We start from the raw sequence: 24,299 nt of genomic DNA on the forward strand, positions 1-24,299 counted from the left end.
GATGAGCTCAACCAGAAGGACCGCGTTGGTCGCGGGTGTGCTGTTCCTGATCACCGAGGTCGCCGCGATCGGCGGCCTGCTGCTGTACGGTCCGGCGCTGAAGGCCGGCTACGTGGCCGGCGCCGGGGCGGATGCCCGGGTGTTCGCGGGGGCGCTGTGCGAGATCGTCCTGGTGCTGGCGGTGATCGGGACCGGGGTGGTGCTGTATCCGGTCGTCAAGCGGCAGAACGAGGGCGCCGCGCTCGGCTACGTCTGCGGACGGCTGCTGGAGGCCGCCGTGATCGCGGTCGGCATCGTCGCGGTCCTGTCGGTGGTGACGCTGCGTCAGGAGGCGCCGGGTGGCGACGTGGCCACGGTGGCCCGCGCGCTGGTGGCCGTCCACGACTGGACGTTCCTGCTCGGGCCGAACTTCGTACTGGGGGCGAACACGCTGGTGCTGGCGGTCCTGATGTACCGCTCGCGGCTGGTGCCCCGGTTCATCGCCGTTCTGGGGCTGGTCGGCGGTCCGCTGATCTGCGCCTCGGCCGTCGCGGTGCTGTTCGGGCTCTACGGGCAGGTCTCCCCGCTGGGGTCGCTCGCGGCCTTGCCGGTGTTCGCCTGGGAGGTGACGCTCGCCGTTCGGCTGATCGCCCGTGGCTTCAGCGAGAACTGATGCACCGTCACCCGTTGACCACAGCTCGGGCCCCCGGCGCATCTGTCACCCGGGTCCAACTCGAGGCGGACGCCCGGCTGCTCGCGGCCGCGTTCGCCGCGACCTCGGGCACCTGACGGCAGCCGACACAGCGGCGGCTGGCATGCTGTCGGTGTGGAGAAGCCGGAGATCTGGATCGAGTTCGCTGCCGAGCTGCACGTCTTCGTCGGCGCGCCCCGGCGGGCCGGCTGGTCGGCGGTGCGGACCGACGGCACGGCGACGCTCGGCCACGTGGTGGAGTCGCTCGGCGTGCCGCTCACCGAGGTCGGCTCGCTGCGGGCAGCCGGGGGGCCGGTGGCCGCCGCCCACGTCCCGGTGGACGGTGAGCGGTTCTCGGTGCTGGCCGTGGCCAGGCCCCAGCAACTACCCGGCCCGGCCCGCTTCCTGCTCGATGTCCACCTCGGGACGCTGGCGCGTCGGCTCCGGCTGCTGGGCGTCGACGCGGCGTACGAGAGCGTGGACATCGGGGACCCGGCCCTGGCGGCGCGTTCGGCCGCCGAGCAGCGGGTGATGCTCTCCCGCGACCGGGGGCTGCTGCACCGCCGGGAGCTGTGGGCGGGCGGCTACGTGTACAGCCACCGACCCGTCGAGCAGCTGCGGGACGTGCTCTCCCGGTTCGCTCCGCCGCTCGCGCCCTGGACCAGGTGCACGGCCTGCAACGGGACGCTCCGGACTGCCGAAAAGGCGGAGGTCAGGAAGCAGCTGCAGGACGGCACCGAGCGGGCGTACGACGTGTTCGCGCAGTGCGCCGACTGCGCGCAGGTGTACTGGCGCGGTGCGCACCACTCGCAGTTGGACGCGATCGTGGCGGCGGCGGTGGACGAGTTCGGCGGGCCGGGCCGGCCGGCCTGAGCGGGACGCCTGAGATATTGCGGGCGGCAGCCTGCCCGCCTACCGCAGACTGGGGCCGAGTACTTTTCAGACCGGAGGATGGTTTTTCATGGTTGACCGGCCCTTGACGCTGATGGCAGTTCACGCCCACCCCGACGACGAGGCCACCGGGACAGGGGGTGTCCTGGCGCGGTATGCGGCGGAGGGCATCCGCACGGTGCTCGTCACGTGTACCGACGGCGGTTGCGGTGACGGACCGGGGGGTGTCAAGCCGGGCGAGCCCGGGCACGATCCGGCGGCTGTCGCCGCGATGCGCCGTCAGGAACTCGAGGCGAGCTGCGAGGTGCTGAAGGTCAGTCACCTGGAGCTGCTGGACTACGCCGACTCCGGGATGATGGGCTGGCCGGCCAACGACGCGCCAGGTTCCTTCTGGCAGACGCCCGTGGAGGAGGGCGCCGCCCGCCTCGCCGAACTGTTGCGGCGCTACCAGCCCGACGTGGTCGTGACGTACGACGAGAACGGGTTCTACGGCCACCCCGACCACATCCAGGCGAACCGCATCACGATGGCGGCGCTGGCGATGACGGGGATGACGCCGAAGGTGTACTGGACGACGGCGCCGCGCTCGATGATGCAGCGGTTCGGTGAGGTCATGCGCGAGTTCGGCGCGGACTGGGAGGAGCCGGATCCGGCCGAGGCCGCCGCGATGGCCGAGATCGGACTCCCCGACGAGGAGATCACCACCTGGGTGGACACCACCGAGTTCGGCGGGCAGAAGTTCGACGCACTGGCCGCGCATGCCAGCCAGGGCGAGAACATCTTCTTCCTGAAGATGGGCAAGGAGAGGTTCACCGAGCTGATGGGCGTGGAGACCTTCGTGCGGGTCCAGGACACGACCGACGCGGCCGTCCCCGAGAGCGACCTCTTCGCCGGGCTGCGCTGACCCCCACTCAGCGGTGCTCGGGGTTCTCGAAGTCGAAGCGGCAGCCGGCGTCCCATTCGGAGCGCTGGTTGCCGTGGGCCGGGATGCCTCCGGCGTCCTTGAGCATGCGGGCGAGGTGGAGCTGGTTCCAGGTCATGAAGGTGGTGTTGCGGTTGGTGAAGTCGTTCTCCGGGCCGCCGGAGCCGGGGTCGAGGTAGGAGGGACCGGGCCCGGCCGGGCCGACCCAGCCGGCGTCGGCCTGCGGCGGGACGGTGTACCCGAGGTGCTGGAGGCTGTACAGGACGTTCATCGCGCAGTGCTTGGCGCCGTCCTCGTTGCCGGTGATCAGGCAGCCGCCGACCCGGCCGTAATAGGCGTACTGGCCCTGGGAGTTGAGGACCGACGAGCAGGCGTACAGTCGCTCGACGACCTTCTTCATGACGGAGGAGTTGTCGCCCAGCAAGGTGGGCGGAATACCCTGGCACCACGCCTGACCAGCAGGAATGTGAGAACCAAGTCCCGGATGGCGTTTGGCCTCGCGGGCTCCGGCCCGTCCGGATTCGGATGCCTCACCGGTCGAAGGTGGATCGCCGGCGGGACGGCCTCGGGGCCCGGCCGCGAAGCGGCGGCGGGACATCCGGTGTCGGCGAGGCCAAGATGGGAGGGAGGCCACCGGTCCACTCGTCGGCTCGAATGGAGTTGCCGCCGTGGACATGTCACTGAATCCATTGCCGCGGCCCGGACGCGAGCCCGCCGAGGCGACGGCGAAGCACGGCCTTGAGGTCCTGGCACAGAAGCTCCGGTCGGCGCAGAATCGGCTCGACGCGCACATCGGCGGCCTCTACCTGCTGTCGGAGGACCGTCAGCTGCTCGAACTCGCGGTCACGATCGGTGCCGCCCGGCAGTTCACCAGGCCGTGGCAGCACGTCGGCGTTTCCGCACCGATCCCGGTGGCCGATGCCGTGCGCAGCGGCCACGTCGTGTGGGTGGGCGGTGCACAGGAGATGGCACGCCGCTATCCGAGGGTCGCGGTCGCCATGCCGTACCCGTTCTGCCTCGGGGCCGTGCCGCTCGTCGCGCGGCGGACCATGTACGGGGCCGTCTTCCTGATCTGGCCCGCGTCGCATCCGCCGGACCTGTCGCCCGGTGAGCGCGACGGGCTCGACGCGCTCACCTCCGAGCTGGCCGGGGTGCTGGCCGAGGCAGACGGCTCAGGCTGCCCGATCCGCCCCGGCCCGCGCCCTGTCGTGACGCAGGAACGTTCCGTCGATCCGATCACCGCGATGACCGCCCGGCTGCCGGACGGCTTCTGCGACATCGACCTGGACGGCCGGCTGGCAGCGGTCACCCCGGCCGCCGCCGAGCTACTCGGCGAGCCGGTCGAGCGGCTGCTGGGCGCGCGTCCGTGGACGGCACTGCCGTGGCTGCGCGATCCGGTGTACGAGTACCACTACCNGGGGAGCCGGTCGAGCGGCTGCTGGGCGCGCGTCCGTGGACGGCACTGCCGTGGCTGCGCGATCCGGTGTACGAGTACCACTACCGGGCGGCGGTCATCAGCGGGCAGTCCACCTCGTTCGTCGCACTGCGACCGCCGGACCGGTGGCTGTCCTTCCAGCTCTTCCCGGACACCACCGGACTCACCGCTCGGATCACCGCGGCCGATGCCTTCGGCCACGGCCCGCCCGCCGAAGCGCCCGCCGAGCCTGCGGTGCACACCCGACCCGGAGCGCTCTACCACATCCTTCACCTCGCCAGCGCGCTGACCGAGGCGGTCAGCGTGCAGGACGTGGTGAGCATGGTCTCCGAGCAGATCGTGCCGGCCTTCGGCGGCCAGGCTGTCGCGGTGCTGCTGGCCGAGAGCGGCCGACTGCGCATCGTGGGCCACCACGGCTATCCCCCCGGCCTGGTCGACCGGTTCGACGGCACCCCGCTGACGGAGGCCACGCCCGGTGTGCGGGCGTCGACCAGCCCGGTGCCGGCCTTCTTCGAGAGCCGCGCGGAGCTGGAAGGGCTCTACCCCGACCGCCCCGAGACCCGGGACGGGATGGCCGCGTGGGCCTATCTGCCGCTGGTGACCTCGCGCAGGCTGATCGGTACCTGCGTGCTTGCGTTCGCCGAGCAGCACCGCTTCAGCACGGAGGAGCGCACCATCCTCACCTCACTCGGCGGTCTGATCGCCCAGGCACTGGACCGGGCCCGGCTGTACGACACCAAGCTCGGCCTCGCTCGCGGACTCCAGGACAGCCTGCTGCCCCACGCGCTGCCCGCCGTCCCGGGCCTGCAGACCAGCGCGCGCTACCTGCCGGGCACCGAGGGCATGGACGTCGGAGGCGACTTCTACGACATCATCCGCGTCGGGCCCGACACTGTGGCCGTCGTCATCGGCGACGTCGAGGGCCACAATGTCAACGCCGCCGCGCTGATGGGCCAGATCCGCACCGCTGTGCGCGCCTTCGCAGCGGCCGACGCCGATCCCAGCACCGTGCTCGCGCGCACCAACCGCCTCCTGGCCGACCTGGACACCGCCCTGCTGGCCAGCTGCGCCTACCTTCGCGTCGATCTCAGCCACCGCGTGGCCTGGCTGGCCGATGCCGGCCACCCCGTGCCTTTGCTGTACGGCCCGGACGGGCGGGCGCGGCCGCTGGAGCCGCCCAGCGGAGTAGTGCTGAACGTCGACCCCGACGCCGAGTACCCGCAGATGCGCATCGACCTTCCGATCGGCACCACCCTGGTCCTCTACACCGACGGCCTCGTCGACACACCCGGTGCCGACCTCGATCAGGCCCTGGCCGACCTCACCGCCACGCTCGCCCGCCACGGCGGCGACCCGCTCGACCAGCTGGCCGACGCGCTCGTCGGCCGGGCCAGACAAGCAGAGCACCGGACCGATGACATCGCGCTGCTGCTGGTCCGGTCCGTCGCCCGGTGAAGCGCGACGGGGAAGGAGACGGTTTCCGTGGCACGCACTCCCCTGCTGGCCCTGCGCGGCATCTCCAAGCGGTTCGGTTCCGTGCAGGCCCTCAGCGACGTCGGCCTCGACGTCGCTGAGGGGGAGGTCGTCGCGCTGGTCGGGGACAATGGTGCCGGCAAGTCCACCCTGGTCAAGATCATTGCCGGAGTGTGCCCGCCGGACAGCGGCGTCATCGAATGGGAGGGAAACCGGGTTAACCTCCGCCAGCCGATGGACGCCCAGAACCTCGGCATCGCCACCGTCTACCAGGATCTGTCGTTGTGCGACAACCTGGACACGGTTGGCAATGTCTTCCTCGGCCGCGAACTGCGCAGGTTCGGCATCCTCAACGAGGTCGAGATGGAACGCCGCTGCCGCGAGCTGCTGAGCGCCCTATCCATCCGGATACCCAGTCTGCGCGTCCCGGTCGGCTCGCTCTCCGGCGGCCAGCGGCAGACCGTCGCGATCGCGCGCTCACTGATCGGCCAGCCCCGGATCGTGATCCTGGACGAGCCCACCGCCGCCCTCGGCATCGGACAGACCGCCCTGGTCCTGGAGCTGGTCGAGCAGCTGCGTGCCCAGCGGCTCGGTGTGCTGATGGTCAGCCACGACCTGGAGAACGTACGGGCGGTCGCCGACCGGGTGGCGGTGCTGCGTCTCGGCCGCAACGGCGGCTCCTTCGACACGAGGTTCGCCACGCACGAGCAGCTCGTCGCGGCCGTCACCGGCGACCACAGCACGGCCGTGACCCTCCAACAGAGCCTGCTGCCACATGGACTGCCCGAGCAGAACGCGCTCGACGTCGCCTACCGCTACCTGCCCGCACAGCAGGGCGTCGGCGGAGACTGGTTCGATGTCATCCCGCTGTCCGGCAGCCGCGTCGCGCTGGTCGTGGGAGACATCGTCGGACACGGCGTACACGCCGCCGCCACCATGGGCCGCCTCAGAACGGCGGTGCACAACTTCTCGATGCTGGACCTGCCGCCCGACGACCTCCTGGCCCACCTCGACGAGCTCGTCAGCCGGATCGACAAGGACGAGGCCATCGCGCACAGTGATCCCGGGATCACCGGGGCCACCTGCCTGTACGCGATCTACGACCCGGTGTCGGGATACTGCGAGCTGGCCCGGGCCGGTCATCTTCCACCCGCGCTCATCGCGCCCGACGGCACGGCGGAGTACGTCGACCTGCCGGCCGGCCCGCCGCTCGGCGTGGGCGGACTGCCCTTCGAGACGGCACAGCTGAAGGTGCCCGAGGGCAGTCGGCTGGTGCTGTACACCAACGGCCTCGTCGTGGACCGCAGCCGGGACATCGACCATGGACTCGAGATCCTCCGCGACACCCTGGCCGGTGCCAACCGGACGCCCGAGGAGACCTGCGACGCCGTGCTCGACACACTGCTGCCCACGAGCTCAAGGGACGATGTCGCCCTTCTCGTGGCGCGCACCCGCGCATTGGCGGACGACCGCGTCGCCCAGTGGGACGTGCCCTCGGACCCTGCCGCGGTGGCCGACATCCGGGCCCGGGCCACGGTGCAGCTGGCCGAGTGGGGCCTGGAGGAGATGGCGTTCAGCACCGAGCTGATCCTCAGCGAGCTGGTCACCAACGCGATCCGGTACGGCGGCGCGCCGATCACCGCCCGCCTGCTGTGGGACCGCACGCTGATCTGCGAAGTCTCGGATACCAGCAGCAGTGCCCCACACCTGCGCTATGCCGCGACCACGGACGAAGGCGGGCGCGGACTGTTCCTCGTCGCCCAGATCGCCGAGCGCTGGGGCAGCCGGTACAGTCCAGCCTGCAAGATCATCTGGGCGGAGCAGCAACTCCCCACGGCGCCGCTCCGCTGAACGATCGGGCTCCGTGCGGCCGCACTGAGAGCCCTCTCCGCACATCAAGCAAGGCTTAAGGGAACGTCAAGTCGCGAGTCCGCCCGCTTCGCATCCGGCGCGGCCGCCGGGGTGAGCGGCCTGGTGCAGGTCCGGCTCGGCAGCCCCACGGCCCCGCCGGTCGGCAGCTTCGCCATCGCCTCCACCGGCGGCTGGCAGAGCTGGCGCACGGTCCCGGCCGACATCGGCCGGACCACCGGCACCCACGACGTCTACCTCACCTTCGACAGCGGCCAGCCCGCCGACTTCGCCAACCTCAACTGGTTCACCTTCGGGTAGCACCACGCCCGAACCGACGTCGTGCCGCGTCCGACCCGTGGCAGCGCCGAGTCCGGTCCCCGTCCAGCAGGCCAGGGACCGGACGTCCCCGGCCTCGTGCTCGTCCAGTTCACTCGGCCCGCCGAGGGTGGACAGCTCGGAGGCGAACTGGGTGTGAAGGTCCTGCCCGTTCAACGGGCGCGCCGCGGCGAGGATCCGCAGGCGCGGCGCGCTGCACTCGCCGACCATCTGCGCGAGAGCGGCCGCCTGAGCGCTGAGATCAGGGTTGATGACACCCTCGGAAACATCGCGATCGTTGCCGACCTCCGCGTCGGAAAGCTGCGGACCTCCATTGAGATCCTGGCTCCAGAGCAGGTATATCCGCTGAGCTGGGTCAAGCGCCTGGTCCGGCAACTCGCCGAGGCACCGGCGGACCTGCATATCGAGACCCTGACGGACGGCACCGGCCTCGGCCCGCGGGGAACCTTGGAGAGGCTCCGCCCGAGCCGGGCGACCTGCTGCCGAAGGATGCTTCCAAGATTACTGGCTTCCGGCTGTCCCTCTCCAAGAGCGTGGGAAGCACCCGCGGCAAGGCCGAGTCCAGCTTCATCCGCAGTGTCGACGCCGCCGTAGAGCGATTCCACCACGGTGTGGTCGCCTGTCTCGATCATCGCGCAATCCGCCGACCGCAGTCGGTCGGCGTGGCGGCAGCCGGTATCGGACGACCCGTCCCAACTCGAGGCCGCGGACTGGACGGCAGGACCTGCGAGCCCCGGCCCAGCCTCCGGAGCTCTCCCCGACCCGTCCGGTCAGCCGTCTGACTCCGTCCGGCGCATGGTGATGTGCGTGACGCCGCTGGGGGTGGTCACGGACTCGATCCCGAAACGCTTCTCAACACCTTCGAGGCCGTCCCACAGCCGCACGCCCCGGCCCAGGACCATGGGGACGACGACGACGTGCAGATGGTCGATGAGGTCCGCGGCCAGGAACTCCCGGACGGTGCTCGGCCCGCCGCCGATCCGCACGTCCAGGCCGCCCGCGGCCCTACGCGCCTGGCGAAGCGCCTCCTCGGGCGTGGCGTCGATGAAGTGGAAGGTGGTACCCCCTTCCATCTCGACCGAAGGGCGACGGTGGTGGGTCAGGACGAACACCGGCGTGTGGAACGGCGGATTGGGCCCCCACCACCCGGTCCACTCATGGTTCTCCCACGGGCCGCGCTGGGGCCCGAACTTGTTCCGCCCCATGATCTCCGCGCCGATGCCCGTAGCCCAGGTGTTCGCCATCGCGTCATCGACCCCGGCGCCGCCCCCGCTCTCCCCGCGCATCTCATGGAAACTCCGCGTCTGGAAGAACCACTCGTGCAATCGCCCGCCCGCATGCCCGAACGGCGCGTCGAGACTCTGCCCTTCACCGGTCGCGAAGCCGTCCAGGGATACCGAGAAGTTGTGCACTCTCACACCCGACATGACGCACCCTCCTACTACCTCGCACCCATGTGAACCGACAGACCCGCCCATCAAAGCCCTTCGCACCGATGCCGTCACGCACCATCACCCACAAGTGGTCATGTCGGGCCACATGGTGACCCCGCGGCCCGAGGCCGCTTCCGGCGTTCGAGCTGCGGCCGATCAGCATCAGCGCTGCGTCGGCCGGTGCCGGATCCTTCGACGCCGACGTGAGACGGTCGGCAGCCAGAGCCTCGTGTCACTGTTCACGCTGTGTGCATCGGTCTTCGGCATCGCCGGCACGGACGCGGGCCGTTGACGAGTGCCCGCCGAAGGAAGCCAACTTCAGCCGGCGCATCGGTTCTCCAGACGAGTGAAGGTGTCTCACCCGGTGTACTTGACGAATCGCCGGCTCAGCCGGGCGACCCAGCTGTCGCCCGCCTACAGCTCTCCTGCCGTGGAACCCGTCACGGGCGGATCTTTCAACTGTCGACGGCGACGCGGCCGGAGATGCAGGCGATGCCATGGGGGCCGCTCTCGCCAGGCGTCGCCGATGGCGATGTCGCCGGCCACTGCCGCGCTCTTGAGGTGACCACGGTGACCGTGACGCCGGGCCGCGTTGGAGACGTACGCGAAGGCGCTGTCAGGCGAGGAGCTGATCGTCAGCGGCGTCAGTCCCACCTCGACGCTGCCGCGGGGCTCGAATGTCCCGGCCGCGAACAGGTGGAGCCGTCCGGGTGTGAGCTTGGGCAGGTCTCCCTCAACCGCGGCGGGATGAAGCCGACCTCGCCCGCCAGCAGCGTGCCGTCAGCGGTGATGTGACGGGACAGCAGGTCCGGGGAGTCGGACGGTCCGCACGAGCGTGTCCGTCACGGTGTCGAACACACTCAAGCGGGAGGTTCGGCGCTGTTGCCGGTGAGAGAGAGTTTGGGTGTGGCGACGACGACCCAGCGGCCGTCGGGTGTCACCACCAGGCCCTCGCTTCCGGACATCAGGATCACGTCGGCCAGCTTGCGGGCCGTAGTTGGCGTCTGCCCTGAGTTTCGGTCAACGAGCTGTTCTCGTAGCTGCGCGGGCGTGGTGAACAGGTGGGTGCAGACCGAAAGAGCACGCGGCCTGGATGTTGTCGCTGCGGTCGTCGACGAAGAGGACCTGTTCGGCACGGGTGTCGAGCGCGTCCAGGCACCATGCGAAAGCGGCCGGCAGCGGGCTTGGCGTGGCCGATACGACAGGCGTAGGCACGCAGCTCGAAGTGGTCGAGCCAGGCGTGGCGACTGTCGTAGTGGACGGCGAGTTCCTCGGGAATGTTGGACAGCAGGGCGAGGCGGAGCCCGGACGAGGCGAGCTCGCCGAGGAGGTCGACCATGGCGCCGTCGACGGAGCTCCAGCTTGCGATATCGGACGCGACGAGGTCGGCGATCTGCCGGTCGTCGAAGCCGGTGCCCAGCGAGCGGGCGACCTGCTGCCAGTAGCCGGGGCCGGTGGTCAGACCCTGATCGTAGGGCGGGCGAAGTTGCCAGTACGCGTCCCAGAAGGCCCGTTCACCTACGTCGCTCACGCCGGCCAGGGAGGCCAGACGGTTCCGGCCGTCGGAAGCCTGGTCGTGGGCGATGACACCGAAGAGATCGAAGAGGACGGTGTCGGTCATGGGGTCATACTTTTCGGACCGTTACGCCGGCGGCCGTGATGGCCGCGACCTCGTCGTCGGGAGCGGATGTGTCGGTGACCAGCGCATGCAGGGAGGTGACGGGTGCGACGAAGGCGAGGGCGGTGCGGTGGAGTTTGCCGGCCTCGGTGACGGCGATGACCCGGCGCGCCGAGGCGATGGCAGCGCGTTTGATGTCGGCGTCCTCCAAGTCGTAGGCGGTCAGGCCGTGTTCCGCGTTCAGGCCGCAGCAGCCGATGACCGCGGTGTCGAAGCGGAGAGCCGCCAGGGAAGCCCGGGTCAGCGGACCGGTCAGGGCCCCTTCACCCGGTCGGGGCCGGCCGCCGGGGATCAGCAGGGTCAGCTGTCCTGGGGACTCGGCGAGGCTGTTCACCGCCTGCAGTGACAGCGGCATCACGGTCACACGCCGCTCCCGCAGGACGCGGGCCACCTCAAGACAGGTGGTGCCGCTGTCGACCACCACCGACTCCCCGTCCGCGATCAGCCCGACGACCTCCGCGGCGATCCGCTGCTTCACCTCCAGACCCTCCTGGGCCCGGAGGGCGAAGGGCAGCTCCTCGCCGCGCAGGAGCAGATTCCTGGCCCCGCCCCGGTAGCGCTCCAGAGCACCCTGCCCGGCGAGCGTCTCCAGGTCGCGCCGGATGGTCATCTCCGACGCCCCGGTCAGCGCTGCCAGCTCCGCGACCCCGAGGCTGCCCGCCTCGCGTACCGCGTCTGTGATCTGCCTCAGTCGGTCCGTGTTCGCCATGAACTCATTGAACAGTTTTGATGTTTGAAAAGCAAGTATTCAAACATCTACTGTGTTTGCTATGTTCGTTGGCATGGATCGAGCCTTGCGTGCCGCACGACTGGCCACCTTCGCCCACTTCACCCTCAACGGCGCCCTCATGGGCATGTGGATCGTTCAGATCCCTGCCGTCGAGCACCGCGTCGGCATCAGCCACGCCGTCCTGGGAGGGCTCCTGCTCCTGCTCGCGGGAGGAGCTTTCGCGGGTATGCGCCTGGTCGGCCCCCTCACTGACCGCCTGGGCGCTCGCATCGTCGTGCCGGGTAGCGCCGCGTTATGCAGCGCCGCCCTCGCGCTCCCGGGCCTCGCGACGAACGCGTGGGAACTCGCGGCAGCGCTCTTCGTACTCGGCGTCGGCAACGGCTGTCTGGACGTCAGCATGAACACCCACGCCGTCCAGGTCGAACGCGCCTACGGGCGGCCGATCCTGGCCGCGTTCCACGCGGCCTTCTCCGTCGGCGGCGTCCTGGCAGCGCTCGCCGGCGCCCGTGCGGCGAGCTGGAACTGGACCCCCGCCGCCGCGCTCGGCACCTCGTCCCTGCTCGGCATCGCGATCGCCGTCGCGGCGGCCCCCGCGCTCCTGCCCCGAGACACCAGCACGGCTCCGGCCAGCGATGCGGCCGCGAAGGCCTCACGTGCGGCCCCGCCGCGCATCTGGGCCCTGGCTGCGCTCGCTCTGATGATCATGCTTTGCGAGGGGGTAGCCAACGACTGGAGCGCGTTGCACCTGCGGAACGTCCTCGACGCACCGGCCGCCACCGCCGCCCTCGCATACGGCGCCTTCTCGTTCGCGATGACAGCCGGCCGAGTCCTGACCGACCGAACCGCCGCGCGATTCGGCGCGGTGACCGTGCTGCGGTACGGGGCAGCCGTCGCGACCCTCGGCATAACGGTGGCCGCCATCGCCCACAGGGTCCCCCTGGCCATCGTCGGCTGGGCCCTGTTCGGGGCCGGACTGTCCGGTTGCATCCCCCAACTGCTCAGTGCCGCCGGCCACGCCGACTCCGAGGCCGCGGGTGCGAACGTGGCGCGGGTCGCCAGTCTCGGCTACCTCGGCATGCTCGCCGGTCCCGCCGTGATCGGCTGGCTCACTCACCTCATGCCGCTGAACGTCACGTTCTTCCTGCCCGCCGTGTGCTGCGTCGTCACTGCCGTGACAGCCAGGCTGGTGCGACCTGATCACCAGTCATATGAGCTTCCGCTGGCGCGACAGCGGCCGAATCACTGATCCGCGGGAGGCCGGCCTGACAGCGGCCCTCCAGGAATGCGACCCCGGGGAGACGGACATGCTCAGGCCGGATCATCCTGGCCAACATCTCCTGGCCATCAGGTGCCGCGGCACCGAGACCGGCGACCGCGAGCAGGTGGAGAGGACGGGAGGTCTTGCCGCACCACACGTGGCAGCCCACCCACCGACAACAGCCGGAAGGCGCTTCACGTGACGGACTTCGCCAGCCCGCTCCCGGACCAGCGACCAGAGCAGGTCCGCGCTGCCCGGAGTGGCGCGCCCTGTGCAGGCGGCCTCGCGATCAGCAGGCAGCGCCCTGCTGGACAGCCGACTGCCGAGCGCCGGGGGGAAGGTGGCGAAGCCCGGCGGCACCGCCTCCTCGGCCGGGAATCCGAAGAGCGACGACACGAACACCACACGGTTCACCTTCGCGATGGTCGCGGCGCTCCCGGGAAGGACCGGGTACTGGTCGTCCAGTCCTCGCGTGCCTGCCTGATCTCCTCGTCCGATCGGGCGATGAGGTTCCATCGCTTGACGAGCGTTCAACTGACGCGCAATCCGTATCCCCCCGCTTGTCCGCTCAGCGGTGTTCGGGGTTCTCGAAGTCGAAACGACAGCCGGCGTCCCACTCGGAGCGCTGGTTGCCGTGAGCGGGGATACCGTCGGCGTCCTTGAGCATCCTCGCCAGGTGGAGAAGGTTCCAGGTCATGAAGGTGGTGTTGCGGTTGGTGAAGTCGTTCTCCGGACCGCCCGAGCCCTCGTCCAGGTAGGAGGGGCCGGGGCCGGCGGGGCCGACCCAGCCAGCGTCCGCCTGCGGCGGGATCACGTAGCCGAGGTGCTGGAGGCTGTAGATCACGTTCATCGCGCAGTGCTTGGCGCCGTCCTCGTTGCCGGTGATCAGGCAGCCGCCGACCCGGCCGTAGTAGGCGTACTGGCCCTGGGAGTTGAGGACCGACGAGCAGGCGTACAGCCGCTCGACGACCTTCTTCATGACGGACGAGTTGTCACCGAGCCAGATCGGCGGAACACTCTGGCACCCTACCTGACCAGGAGAAACCACAACGCCGTCTCATCCACCCTCAGTTGCAGCGGTCAGAGCGGCGTGTTCCGATCGGGCGCACACAGTCTGCCCTTTTCCTCCCCGAAGGGCCCACCTGAGGGCTAAGCTCCCAGCTGCCATGCCGGCATGCACCAGTGGCAAAGGACAAGGTAGGACGGCTGCACGAACTCCGGCGCGCAGCCTGCTTCCGCTGGGGGGACATCAGTGCAGGAGATGGTCAAGGGTGCGAACGTCGGGCTGGCTACGCTGGGCGAGAGTGTCGACCTCGCCACCTGGGCCGGCACCTCCCCCACATGCCACCGCGACATACCCACACCGATACGAACCTGACCAAGCCCTACTAGCAGGGCCGGGGCGCCACCGGCCGCTGTGCCGGTGGCGCCCCGTTGCGGCCGCTGCTGCGCGCGGCCCGGACCCGTCCTAGGGTGGAGACGGCGCCGGAATCCCGTTCCGGCGGGCACGGCTGCCATGGCACGGAGGCGTCGCGTGGAGACGACCGACAAGCAGGACGCCCCCACCGCCGCGGTCATGGTGGACCCGGACGGCGTGGTGAGTGGCTGGAGCGAGGGCGGGCGGCTGCTGCTGGGTTGGACGGCGCAGGAGACCGTCGGGCGCCCCGTCGCCGACCTGGTGGCCGATCCACCGCCCGGGTTCCCAGGGAACGGCGAGACCGGACCCGCGCGCGTGCTCGCCCTGCGTCACCGCAACGGTTCCACGGTGGACGCCGTGGTGACGTCGCACCCTCTGCACGGCAGTGACGGCCGGCCCCTGAGCCGTGTGGTGACCGTCCAGCGCTGGGACCGCCGTCCGGTGATCGCCGACCGGGCCTTTGAGCAGTGCCCCTTCGCCCTGGGTGTGTACGACCCCGACCTGCGGTTCCTGTGGGTCAATGCCGCCGCGTGCGCGGTGATGGCGCACTCCGAGGAGCAGGTCCTCGGTGAGAAGTACCGCGAGCTGTTCCCCGAACTCGACGACATGGCGTACACCAACAAACTCTCCGAGGTCGCCCGGACGGGCGAACCCGCACGTCTCATCACGGTCTTCCGCCCGCTCGGCAGCAACTACGCCAACGCCTGGGCCACCAGCATGTGGCCCGTCCGGGATGCCGAGGGCACGATCCGCGCGGTCGCCAACTGGGGCTTCGACATGAGCGCCGAGTACTGGGCCCGGCAGCGGCTGCTTGTCCTGGGCGAGGCCAGCAGCGGCATCGGACGGACCCTCGACGTGATCAGCACCGCCGAGGAACTGGCCAGGGCCTCAGTACCGGGATTCGCCGACCGCGTCACCGTCGACCTCTTCGAGGAGGTGCTGAGCGGGGACGAACCGCCCTTGTCCGCGGCGTTCACCGTCGACGGAACCGTCGCGCTCAGGCGGGCCGGCCGGTACGGCGTGAAGGAGGACACAGACGAGCGTCCCGAGCTCCCGCCGCCGGTCAACTACTCTCCGAATTCCGTCGCGGTCCGATGCATGGCCGCCGGCAGGTCGACGGTGCAGCTCGCCGCCGAATCCGGCCCGGGCGGCGAATGGGGCTTCGGCCCCGGGCTCGCCGCCGACCCGGCCCACTGGCCGCCGGGCAACCCGGTGATCGACGGGACCATCGCCGCAAAAGGGCAGACCGGCCGGATCACCGTACCGCTGCTGGCGCGCGGCGCCCTGCTCGGCGTCGTCGCCTTCGCCCGCAGCGACCGGCCCGAGAGCTTCACCGCCGACGACCTGATCCTCGCCGAGGAGCTGACCGCCAAGGCGGCGGTGGCCATCGACAACGCCCGCCGGTACACCCGCGAGCACACGACCGCGCTAACCCTGCAGCGCAGCCTGCTGCCGCAGCGGCTGCCGCGTCAGGCGGCGATCGAGGTGGCCAGCGGCTATCTGCCCGCCGGAGCCAGCGCGGGAGTGGGCGGTGACTGGTTCGACGTCATTCCGCTCTCCGGTGCCCGGGTCGCCCTGGTCGTCGGCGATGTCGTCGGGCACGGCCTGCACGCCTCGGCCAGCATGGGCCGGCTGCGCACGGCGGTCCGCACGCTGGCCGACGTGGACCTGCCGCCGGAGGAACTGCTGACCCACCTGGACGACCTGGTCATGCACCTGCCCAGCGGCCTGCAGCCCGAAGGCCGTTTCGAGTCGACCAGTGAGTCCGGGGCCACCTGCCTGTACGCCGTCTACGACCCGGTCTCCCGCCGCTGCTCGCTGGCGAGCGCCGGCCATCCGTTTCCGCTGGTCGTCTCTCCGGACGGCACCCTGATCCCGGTGCCCGCCCGGCCGGGACCCCCGCTCGGCATCGGTGGGCTGCCGTTCGAAGCCACCGAGTTCGAACTGCCGGCGGGCAGCCTGCTCGCCCTCTACACCGACGGACTGGTGGAGAGTCGCGAGCGTGACGTGGACCAGGGCGCTGCCGAGTTGTTCCGGGTCCTGAGTGAGCCGGCCGGCTCGTTGGAAGCCCTCTGCGATGCGGCGATGAAGGCCATGCTCCCCGACCACCGCACCGACGACGCCGCCCTGCTGCTCGCTCGCACCCACGCGCTCTCTCCCGACCACGTTGCGGTCCTGGATGTCGAGCCCGACTTCACGCAGGTGGCGCACGCGAGGCAGTTCGCTGCCGACCGGTTGGGCGCTTGGGGCCTGGAGGAGGAGGCGTTCGTCACCGAACTGGTCGTCAGCGAGCTGGTCACCAACGCCATCAAGTACGGCCAACCGCCGATCAGGCTGCGGCTGATCCGCGACACCTCGCTGATCTGCGAGGTGTCCGACGCCAGCGACACCAGTCCGCACCTGCGGCGGGCGCGCATCTTCGACGAGGGCGGCCGGGGCCTGATGCTCGTCGCCCAGCTCACCCAGGGCTGGGGCACCCGGCACTCCACCAACGGCAAGACGATCTGGTGCGCGCAGACCATCGGCTTGCCCTGAGTCCGCTCGCCACCCGGACCGCTCGTCTTCCGAGGCCGGGTGGGCCGGGTGCGTGAGCCTCACCGGAAAGCGTCCATGGCCGTGAGGAGTGCCGCAAGGCTCGTGGCCGCGCCTGCCGGGTCGCCGGCGTCGCCCTGGCACGAGGCGAGGTTGTTGGAGCTGGCCGCTTCGGTCAGTGCTCGGAGTCCTGCGACGGGAACCGGAACCGGAAACCGCCGGCCGCCGGGAGGTGGAGGCGGATCAGCTACGCATTCTCAGCCCCGACCACCCAATTGTTCTAACCGTCCGGGCCAACGCCGCAAACTGGCAAGCCAAAGGGGGTGACGTGGCCGCCGCGACCACCGAGCTGCATCTCCTGCTCGCGGACCAGGAGCGGCTCCTCGGAAACGATCATCCGGCTGTCCTCATGACGCGGCACAATCGCCGATCGTGTCCGGGTCCTGGGGCACGAGCACCCGGACACGCCGGTCACCCGGCCACCACCGCCACACGCCGCCAGCTCGACCAATGGCGGTGATGACCTTATGGGGGCGTCCGGTGACGATGTGACTTCCCGAGTGCCGGCGCTTGGTCAGGTGCTCGAGGCTCGGTCGGAGACCAGGCCGGCGACGGCGACGTAGGTGGCCGGGAAGTCGTCTCGGCGGCGATGATCCCGCCCCAGCTGCCCGACCCGGGCACTTGGACGTACCTGCGCCGATCCTACTTACGCTGGCGCAGGACCTGACCCGTCGCCTGGCCACATGCCTACCTCCCCCAGGCCCAGCGCGGCGAGCCTGGTGTTAGAGGCCGTGGCCATACCGGAGGTCTACGAGGAAGTATCCACGATCGAGGCGTGCCGGGATGTCGGCTGGGTTGCGTAACTTTCAGGACCGCCTGGCGCCAGGGTCTCGTTTGGTATGGCCGGAGAGCCCGGCTACTGTCTCGCCGCGTGATAACAGAGAGCACCGAATTCGGCTCGCTCAACAGGCGTCGAAGGCCTGCCGGGAACGGCCGACACGCACTCGGGTTGAGTCTCAGCGGTGCTCGGGGTTGTCGAAGTCGAAGCGGCAGCCCGCGTCCCACTCGGAGCGCTGGTTGCCGTGCGCGGGGATGCCGCCGGCGTCCTTGAGCATCCGGGCGAGGTGGAGCAGGTTCCACGTCATGAAGGTGGTGTTGCGGTTGGTGAAGTCGTTCTCCGGCCCGCCCGAGCCGGGGTCCAGGTAGGACGGCCCGGGGCCCGCCGCACCCACCCATCCGGCGTCGGCCTGCGGCGGGATCACGTAGCCCAGGTGCTGGAGGCTGTAGAGCACGTTCATCGCGCAGTGCTTGGCGCCGTCCTCGTTGCCGGTGATCAGACAACCACCGACCCGCCCGTAGTACGCGTACTGGCCGTGCTCGTTGAGGATCGACGAACACGCGTACAGCCGCTCGATGACCTTCTTCATGACGGAGGAGTTGTCGCCCAGCCAGACCGGCCCGGCCAGCGTGAGGATGTCGGCGGCCATCACCTGGGAGTAGAGGACCGGCCAGTGGTCGGTCCCCCAGCCGTGCTCGGTCATGTCCGGCCAGACGCCGGTCGCGATGTCGAGGTCCACCGCCCTGATGACGTCGACCTGGACGCCCTGGCGCTCCAGGATGCCGGTGCTGACGTCGATCAGCCCCTGGGTGTGGCTCCGCTCGGGGGACCGCTTGAGCGTGCAGTTGATCACCAAGGCACGCAGGTCACGGTAGGACGCGACTGGCTCCGACATCGGCAGGGTCTCCCTGGGGTACGGCAGGCCGACGGGCACCGTGGCCCGACGCTGCGCTGGTCTCGCTGGCTCCGCCTCCCACCCCACCAGGGTGCCGACCGCACCGCACAGCGGACTGGGCCATCAGCCTGAGCGAGCCGGCCAGGACCGGGTGTCGTGGGCGGGTCGGATCGGGCGCCAGGCTCGGGCCGGTGCGCACAAAACCCTTACAGCGGCTGGCATTTCCCCTACATTGCTGTGCGGGGGGCCCGTTCCGACGGGCCGGTGGACCACCAGCCGGGAGCAGCAGTTGACGACTTTCATCATGGGCCACGGAAACTACAGCGAGCCGGACACCTTCGTTCCCGCCGGCGGGAAGGTGGGGATCTACGCGGGCGTCGACACCGTGCTCGCCATCACGATCGGCATGGCGGTGCTGGCCCAGCCGGGCGGCTACGAGTCGGTGACGACGTACGACTCGACGGACGGTCGGATCTCGCCGATCCACAACTACCGGGTCGGCCCGCTCACGCACCCCGAGTTCCAGCGGATGCGGACGGTCGACTCGGTGAAGAACAAGATCATCTATGTCGGTTACGACGAGCGGTTCATGACGGAGACCCAGCTCTGCACCGACCTGGCAGGCTGCGGGGCCGGGCAGCACCGGTGCGACGGCCTGCTGGGCCGGATCACCGATGCGGACAACGACATCCGGCTGGCCTTCTGCCTGGGCAGTGAGCGGCGCTCCGGGCTGGCCTCGATGACGACGGTCTTCCCGTCGACCCAGGCGTACACGGGTGCGAACGCCCACCTGGAGGAGTACCTCAAGAAGGCCAAGGACTGGTACGACCGGATCACGGCCGACCCCGACCAGGAGATCCCCGAGTTCCACCGGCTCGCGACCAGCGTCCCCGGTGCCCGCGAGGCCGCGTTCATCCTGGCCTCCTCCAAGTCGCTGGACGAGCTGCTGATGCTCCACGACGCCCGGGAACAGCGCAGGAAGCTGACGGCCGGGAGCTTCCTCAACTACCTGTACGGAGTGCCGGAGAAGTCCCGCGGGACGATCGTGGCGGAGCTCCGGAAGGACCCCGTGACCGCGCTGGACCTGTTCGTCGACTCCTTCTTCGCCGCCACCACGCAGCAGCGCTGCGCCGCCTGGGCGGACCTCACCCCGGAGGAGCAGCAGCAGGCTGCGGGCAACCAGCTGATCGGGCCCTGGGCGGCCGGGGTCGTCCCGGTGGTGGCGCGATACCAGCGGCTGGCCGACTCCGCCGACCAGCCGGCCGGCTGGTTCGAGGCTGCGGCCCTGAGGACCGGCCTGTCCGAGTACGGCGAGGACGAGGCCCAGACGGTCGATGCCTACCGGGACGCCATCAACGCCTGTATGGAGTTCGGCGCCTCGGCGTCTCCGGCGGCCAGACTGGCGCTCTGGGCGCGGCTCGACGGCAATCAGGACGCCCAGCGGATGCTGAGCACCGTGACCAACGAGGGCCTGGCGGACTGGAAGGTGCCGGGGCGGCCCGGCGATCCTGCCGACCCGCTGGAGGCCTGGCTGGCGACGTACCGGGAGCGTCTGTGGAAGGCCGCGCAGTCGGCGGGGTCGGACGTGCCCGGGGCCGGGAAGGCCGCCGCAGACGCCGCATCCGAGTCGAGCGATGAGACCGAGGACTTGTTCGAGGACTACTGGGACGATCTCGACACGGCGAACCAGCGGGCCGCCCGCGGGTGGGTGCAGCAGCAGGTCGTCCAGCTGATCGAGGACAGCGGCAGGTTCAAGTTCGCCGAGCGGACCCCGGCGGTGGAGGCCGCGTTCCCGCAGGCCAGGTGGACCACCTTCGAGGTGACCGCGCTGACCATGAGCGGCGCCACCCTCACGGAGAAGGGCAACGTGGACCGGGCCGCGTTCGGCAGCTACCTGGAGGCCCTCGCGACCGGCACCCGCACGGTGATCACGCTGAACTGAGGGCTGGTCACAGCAGTGACCTCGCCCGTGCGGGCGAGGTCACTGCGGGTTCCGGAGGCTGCCCGGCGTCGGGTCAGGAGCCGACCTTGCGCTTGTTGTAGACGTCGAAGCCGACGGCGGCGAGCAGGACCAGTCCCTTGATGACCTGTTGGTAGTCGGTGCCGATGCCGACCAGCGACATGCCGTTGTTGAGGACGCCGAGCACCAGGCCGCCGATGATGGCACCGAGCACGGTGCCGACACCGCCGGTGGCGGAGGCACCGCCGATGAACGCGGCGGCGATCGCCTCCAGCTCCGGGGTGCCGGCGTTCAGGCGGGCGGCGAAGACCAGGCCGGCCAGCGCGGCGAGCACGCCCATGTTGACGAAGGCGAGGAAGACGACGCGCTTGCTCTTGACGCCGGAAAGCTTCGCCGCCGCCTCGTTGCCGCCGATCGCGTAGGTGTGCCGGCCGAGGATCGAGTTGCGCATCAGGTAGCCGAAGCCGACCAGCAGGCCGCCCAGGATCAGCAGCACGATCGGCACACCGTGGTAGCTGGCCAGCAGCAGGGTGAAGACGGCGACGGCCGCCGTGATCGCGGCGAGCTTGGCCGCGAAGAGCCCGACGGGCAGCAACTCCAGCCCGTACGAGGCGGCTTGGCGGCGCCCCCGGACCTCCTGGAGGACGGCGATGGCGAGCACGGCCGCGCCGATCAGCAGGGTCAGGTTGTGGTAGTTGGTGCTCGGCCCGACCTGGGGGAGGAAGCCGCTGCCGATCTTCTGGAAGCCGGTCGGGAACGGGGCGATCGACTGGCCCTGGAGCAGGATCTGGGTGCCGCCGCGGAACAGCAGCATGCCCGCCAGTGTGACGATGAACGACGGGATACCGATGTAGGCGATCCAGAAGCCCTGCCAGGCACCGGCGAGTCCGCCGATCAGCAGGGCCGCCACCAGCGCTACGGGCCAGGGCATGTCGTGCTTGACCATCATCACCGCCGAAGCGGCCCCGACGAAGGCGGCCAGCGATCCGACCGAGAGGTCGATGTGCCCGGCGATGATGACGATCATCATGCCGATCGCCAGGATGAGGATGTAGCCGTTCTGCTGGATCAGGTTGGTGATGTTGAGCGGCTGGAGCAGGATGCCGTCGGTCCAGAACTGGAACAGCAGCACGATCAGGGCCAGCGCCACCAGCATGCCGTACTGCCGGACGTTGCCCCGCAGGGCTCGGACCAACAGCGCTCCGGTTGAAGCGCGTTCGGTCTTCGGTAGCACCGGCGCCTGGGGGGACTCGGTCGTCTGGGCCATTGCCTTACACCTGCTCGTGTCGTTGGTCCGCGGCCTGGGTCATCAGCCGCATCAGGGATTCCTGGGTCGCCTCGGAGCGGTCCACCTCACCGGTGATCCGGCCCTCGGCCATGGTGTAGATCCGGTCGCAGAGACCGAGCAGTTCGGGCAGCTCCGAGGAGATCACCAGCACCGCCTTGCCCTGGGCGGCGAGATCGGCGATCACCGTGTAGATCTCGGCCTTGGCACCGATGTCGATGCCCCGGGTCGGCTCGTCCAGGATCAGCACCTCGGGTCCGGTGAAGATCCACTTGCTGAGGACGACCTTCTGCTGGTTGCCACCGCTGAGCTTGCCGGTCTCCGCGAACACCGAGGGGGCCTTGATGTTCATGGACTTCCGGAACGACTCGGCGACCTTGGTCTCCTCGTGCCGGTTGACCCAGCCGCGCCGGGCCACCTTGCCGAGCGCGCTCAGCGAGATGTTGCGGCTGATGTCGTCCATCAGGTTGAGCCCGAGCTGCTTGCGGTCCTCGGTCACGTACGCGATGCCGTGGCCGATCGCCTCCGGCACCGTACGGGTGCGGATCTCCTTGCCGTCCAGCAGCACCCGGCCGCCGGTGTAGCGGCCGTAGGAGCGGCCGAAGACGCTCATCGCCAGTTCGGTACGCCCGGCGCCCATCAGTCCCGCGATGCCGACGATCTCGCCGTGCCGGACGTTGACCGAGGCGCCGTCGACCACCTTGCGCTGGTGGTCGAGCGGGTGCTGCACCGTCCAGTCCTCGATCGCCAGCGCGATCTCGCCGATCTCGGGAGTGCGCTCGGGGTAGCGGTGCTCGAGGTCGCGGCCGACCATGCCCCGGATGATCCGGTCCTCGGTGATGCCCTCGACCGGGATGGTCTCGATGGTCTGTCCGTCCCGGAGGATGGTGACCGAGTCGGCGACCCGGGCGATCTCGTTCAGCTTGTGCGAGATGACGATGCAGGCGATGCCCTGGGCCTTGAGCTCCAGGATCAGGTCGAGCAGCTTGCGGCTGTCCTCGTCGTTCAGCGCGGCGGTCGGCTCGTCCAGGATCAGCAGCTTGACCTCCTTGGCCAGGGCCTTGGCGATCTCGACCAGTTGCTGCTTGCCCACGCCGATGTCGGCGACCCGGGTGTGCGGGCTCTCGTCCAGGCCGACCCGCTTGAGCAACTGCTGGGCGTGGGTCAGGGTGCGGTTCCAGTCGATGAAGCCGCGGCCCGCGTGCTCGTTGCCGAGGAAGATGTTCTCCGCGATGGAGAGGTAGGGCACCAGGGCGAGTTCCTGATGGATGATCACGATGCCGCGCCGCTCGCTGGCCCGGATGTCCTTGAACTCGCAGGGCTCGCCCTGGAACTCGATCTCGCCCTGGTAGGAGCCGTGCGGGTAGACCCCGCTGAGCACCTTCATCAGGGTGGACTTGCCCGCGCCGTTCTCGCCGCAGATCGCGTGCACCTCGGCCGGCGCCACGCTCAGGTTGACGTCCGAGAGCGCCTTGACGCCGGGGAAGGTCTTGGTGATCGAACGCATCTCCAGGATGGGTCCGGCCATGATGGTGCTTCCGTTCGCCGGGGGCCCGCTCCGATCGGAGCGGGCCACGGGGGGTGGGGTCGGCTACTTGACCTGGTCGGCGGTGTACTGGCCGCCGTCGATCAGCACCTTCTGGTAGTTCTCCTTGTCGACGCTGACCGGCTGCAGCAGGTAGGCGGGCACCGTCTTGGCGCCGTTCTCGTACTGGCTGGTGTCGTTCACCTCGGGCTTGCCACCGGTCAGCAGCGCGTCGCCCATCTGGACGGCCACCTTGGCGAGCTCGCGGGTGTCCTTGTAGACGGTCTGGGTCTGCTCGCCGGCGATGATGGACTTGACCGAGGCGAGCTCGCCGTCCTGCCCGGTGACGATCGGCAGCTTCTTGCCCGAGCCGTAGCCGACGCCCTTGAGCGAGGAGATGATGCCGATCGAGATGCCGTCGTACGGCGAGAGCACCGCGTCCACCGAGGCCGAGGTGTAGGACTTGCTCAGCAGGTTGTCCATCCGCGACTGCGCGAGCCCGCCGTCCCAGCGGAGGGTGGCGACCTGGTTGAAGGCGCTCTGGCCGCTCTGCACGACCAGCTTCTTGTCGTCGATGTACGGCTTGAGCACGCTCATCGCGCCGTTGAAGAAGAAGTTGGCGTTGTTGTCGTCCGGGGAGCCGGCGAACAGCTCGAGGTTGAACGGGCCCTTGCCGTCCTTGAGGCCGAGCTTGTCGACGATGTAGCTGCCCTGGAGCACGCCGACCTTGAAGTTGTCGAAGGTGGCGTAGTAGTCGACGTTCTTGGTGCCGCGGATCAGGCGGTCGTAGGAGATCACCGGGATCTTGGCGTCGGCGGCCTTCTGCAGGACGTTGGTGAGCGAGGAGCCGTCGATGGCGCCGATCACCAGCAGCTTGGCGCCCTTGGTGATCATGTTCTCGAGCTGCGAGACCTGGTTCTCGACGACGTTGTCGCCGTACTGCAGGTCGGTCTTGTAGCCCTTCGCCTGGAACTCCTTGGCGATGTTGTTGCCGTCGTTGATCCAGCGCTCCGACGACTTGGTCGGCATCGCGATTCCGATCAGCGCGCCCTTGGCGTCCGCGGGGCCCTTGGCCGCATCGTCGCCGAGGCCGTTGGCGCTCTGGCCGCAGGCCGCCAGGGTGAGCGAGAGGCCCGCCGCAGCGAGTCCGATCGAGAGCTTCCGCACTGT

General features: G+C 69.8%; 15 protein-coding genes and 4 pseudogenes. 10 read left to right on the forward strand and 9 right to left on the reverse strand.

Annotated features, from left to right (window positions below):
- The first annotated feature begins 1 nt into the window (after nucleotide 1).
- The 3 genes from ASC99_RS23925 to ASC99_RS23935 all read left to right on the forward strand — a co-directional run bounded on the left by ASC99_RS23925 (nucleotide 2) and on the right by ASC99_RS23935 (nucleotide 2,465).
- On the forward strand, nucleotides 2-652 hold the full coding sequence (locus ASC99_RS23925) for a DUF4386 domain-containing protein (RefSeq protein WP_057235469.1): 651 nt from the start codon (nucleotides 2-4) through the stop codon (nucleotides 650-652).
- Between the two features lie 153 nt (nucleotides 653-805).
- Entirely contained in the window at nucleotides 806-1,543 is a 738-nt protein-coding gene (locus tag ASC99_RS23930; RefSeq protein WP_057235473.1) for a Mut7-C RNAse domain-containing protein, read from the forward strand.
- 88 nt (nucleotides 1,544-1,631) lie between these two features.
- Nucleotides 1,632-2,465, forward strand: a complete 834-nt coding sequence (locus ASC99_RS23935) for a PIG-L family deacetylase (RefSeq protein WP_057235477.1) — start codon at nucleotides 1,632-1,634, stop codon at nucleotides 2,463-2,465.
- A 7-nt stretch (nucleotides 2,466-2,472) separates the two neighbouring features.
- Here ASC99_RS23935 and ASC99_RS23940 read toward each other — a convergent pair.
- Nucleotides 2,473-2,913 (reverse strand): annotated as a pseudogene (locus ASC99_RS23940) (flavodoxin family protein); the annotation flags it as partial.
- A gap of 1,326 nt (nucleotides 2,914-4,239) precedes the next feature.
- Here ASC99_RS23940 and ASC99_RS40995 point away from each other — a divergent pair.
- From ASC99_RS40995 to ASC99_RS41010, 4 genes and pseudogenes are all read left to right on the forward strand, one after another.
- Nucleotides 4,240-5,373: a PP2C family protein-serine/threonine phosphatase gene (locus tag ASC99_RS40995; RefSeq protein ID WP_235583108.1), complete on the forward strand. Its 1,134-nt coding sequence runs from the start codon at nucleotides 4,240-4,242 to the stop codon at nucleotides 5,371-5,373.
- Nucleotides 5,374-5,454: 81 nt separating this feature from the next.
- A complete protein-coding gene (locus ASC99_RS42190; RefSeq protein WP_369825151.1) occupies nucleotides 5,455-7,242 on the forward strand; it encodes a SpoIIE family protein phosphatase in 1,788 nt (595 codons plus the stop codon).
- 81 nt (nucleotides 7,243-7,323) lie between these two features.
- Nucleotides 7,324-7,560, forward strand: a pseudogene (locus ASC99_RS23955) (carbohydrate-binding protein); the annotation flags it as partial.
- A 132-nt stretch (nucleotides 7,561-7,692) separates the two neighbouring features.
- Nucleotides 7,693-8,249: pseudogene (locus ASC99_RS41010) on the forward strand (hypothetical protein); the annotation flags it as partial.
- Between the two features lie 99 nt (nucleotides 8,250-8,348).
- Here the strand turns inward: ASC99_RS41010 and ASC99_RS23960 are convergent.
- The 3 genes from ASC99_RS23960 to ASC99_RS23970 form a co-directional block, all read right to left on the reverse strand.
- Nucleotides 8,349-9,005, reverse strand: coding sequence for a dihydrofolate reductase family protein (locus ASC99_RS23960; protein ID WP_057235484.1), 657 nt, complete (start codon nucleotides 9,003-9,005; stop codon nucleotides 8,349-8,351).
- A 976-nt stretch (nucleotides 9,006-9,981) separates the two neighbouring features.
- Nucleotides 9,982-10,632 (reverse strand): HAD family hydrolase, encoded by a 651-nt coding sequence (locus ASC99_RS23965; protein ID WP_063857164.1) that lies wholly within the window; start codon nucleotides 10,630-10,632, stop codon nucleotides 9,982-9,984.
- Between the two features lie 4 nt (nucleotides 10,633-10,636).
- Nucleotides 10,637-11,398, reverse strand: coding sequence for a DeoR/GlpR family DNA-binding transcription regulator (locus ASC99_RS23970; RefSeq protein ID WP_057235487.1), 762 nt, complete (start codon nucleotides 11,396-11,398; stop codon nucleotides 10,637-10,639).
- A 73-nt stretch (nucleotides 11,399-11,471) separates the two neighbouring features.
- Between ASC99_RS23970 and ASC99_RS23975 the strand changes: the two genes are divergently transcribed.
- Complete coding sequence (locus ASC99_RS23975) at nucleotides 11,472-12,665, forward strand: MFS transporter (RefSeq protein WP_057235594.1); 1,194 nt, start codon at nucleotides 11,472-11,474, stop codon at nucleotides 12,663-12,665.
- A 580-nt stretch (nucleotides 12,666-13,245) separates the two neighbouring features.
- Here the strand turns inward: ASC99_RS23975 and ASC99_RS23985 are convergent.
- Nucleotides 13,246-13,686: pseudogene (locus ASC99_RS23985) on the reverse strand (flavodoxin family protein); the annotation flags it as partial.
- A 507-nt stretch (nucleotides 13,687-14,193) separates the two neighbouring features.
- Between ASC99_RS23985 and ASC99_RS23990 the strand changes: the two are divergent.
- On the forward strand, nucleotides 14,194-16,629 hold the full coding sequence (locus tag ASC99_RS23990) for a SpoIIE family protein phosphatase (RefSeq protein WP_057235492.1): 2,436 nt from the start codon (nucleotides 14,194-14,196) through the stop codon (nucleotides 16,627-16,629).
- 1,013 nt (nucleotides 16,630-17,642) lie between these two features.
- Here ASC99_RS23990 and ASC99_RS23995 read toward each other — a convergent pair.
- On the reverse strand, nucleotides 17,643-18,359 hold the full coding sequence (locus ASC99_RS23995) for a flavodoxin family protein (RefSeq protein WP_057235597.1): 717 nt from the start codon (nucleotides 18,357-18,359) through the stop codon (nucleotides 17,643-17,645).
- A 289-nt stretch (nucleotides 18,360-18,648) separates the two neighbouring features.
- Between ASC99_RS23995 and ASC99_RS24000 the strand changes: the two genes are divergently transcribed.
- A complete protein-coding gene (locus tag ASC99_RS24000) occupies nucleotides 18,649-20,301 on the forward strand; it encodes a hypothetical protein (protein ID WP_157531710.1) in 1,653 nt (550 codons plus the stop codon).
- A gap of 73 nt (nucleotides 20,302-20,374) precedes the next feature.
- On the opposite strand, the gene mmsB is transcribed toward ASC99_RS24000, so the two are convergent.
- The 3 genes from mmsB to chvE all read right to left on the reverse strand — a co-directional run bounded on the left by mmsB (nucleotide 20,375) and on the right by chvE (nucleotide 24,296).
- On the reverse strand, nucleotides 20,375-21,586 hold the full coding sequence (mmsB, locus tag ASC99_RS24005; protein WP_057235499.1) for a multiple monosaccharide ABC transporter permease: 1,212 nt from the start codon (nucleotides 21,584-21,586) through the stop codon (nucleotides 20,375-20,377).
- A gap of 4 nt (nucleotides 21,587-21,590) precedes the next feature.
- A complete protein-coding gene (gene mmsA, locus ASC99_RS24010; protein WP_057235503.1) occupies nucleotides 21,591-23,132 on the reverse strand; it encodes a multiple monosaccharide ABC transporter ATP-binding protein in 1,542 nt (513 codons plus the stop codon).
- A 63-nt stretch (nucleotides 23,133-23,195) separates the two neighbouring features.
- Nucleotides 23,196-24,296, reverse strand: coding sequence for a multiple monosaccharide ABC transporter substrate-binding protein (gene chvE, locus ASC99_RS24015; protein ID WP_057235506.1), 1,101 nt, complete (start codon nucleotides 24,294-24,296; stop codon nucleotides 23,196-23,198).
- Nucleotides 24,297-24,299: the final 3 nt, after the last annotated feature.

The sequence above is a fragment of the Kitasatospora sp. Root107 genome (assembly GCF_001424875.1).
Taxonomy (GTDB): Bacteria; Actinomycetota; Actinomycetes; order Streptomycetales; family Streptomycetaceae; genus Kitasatospora.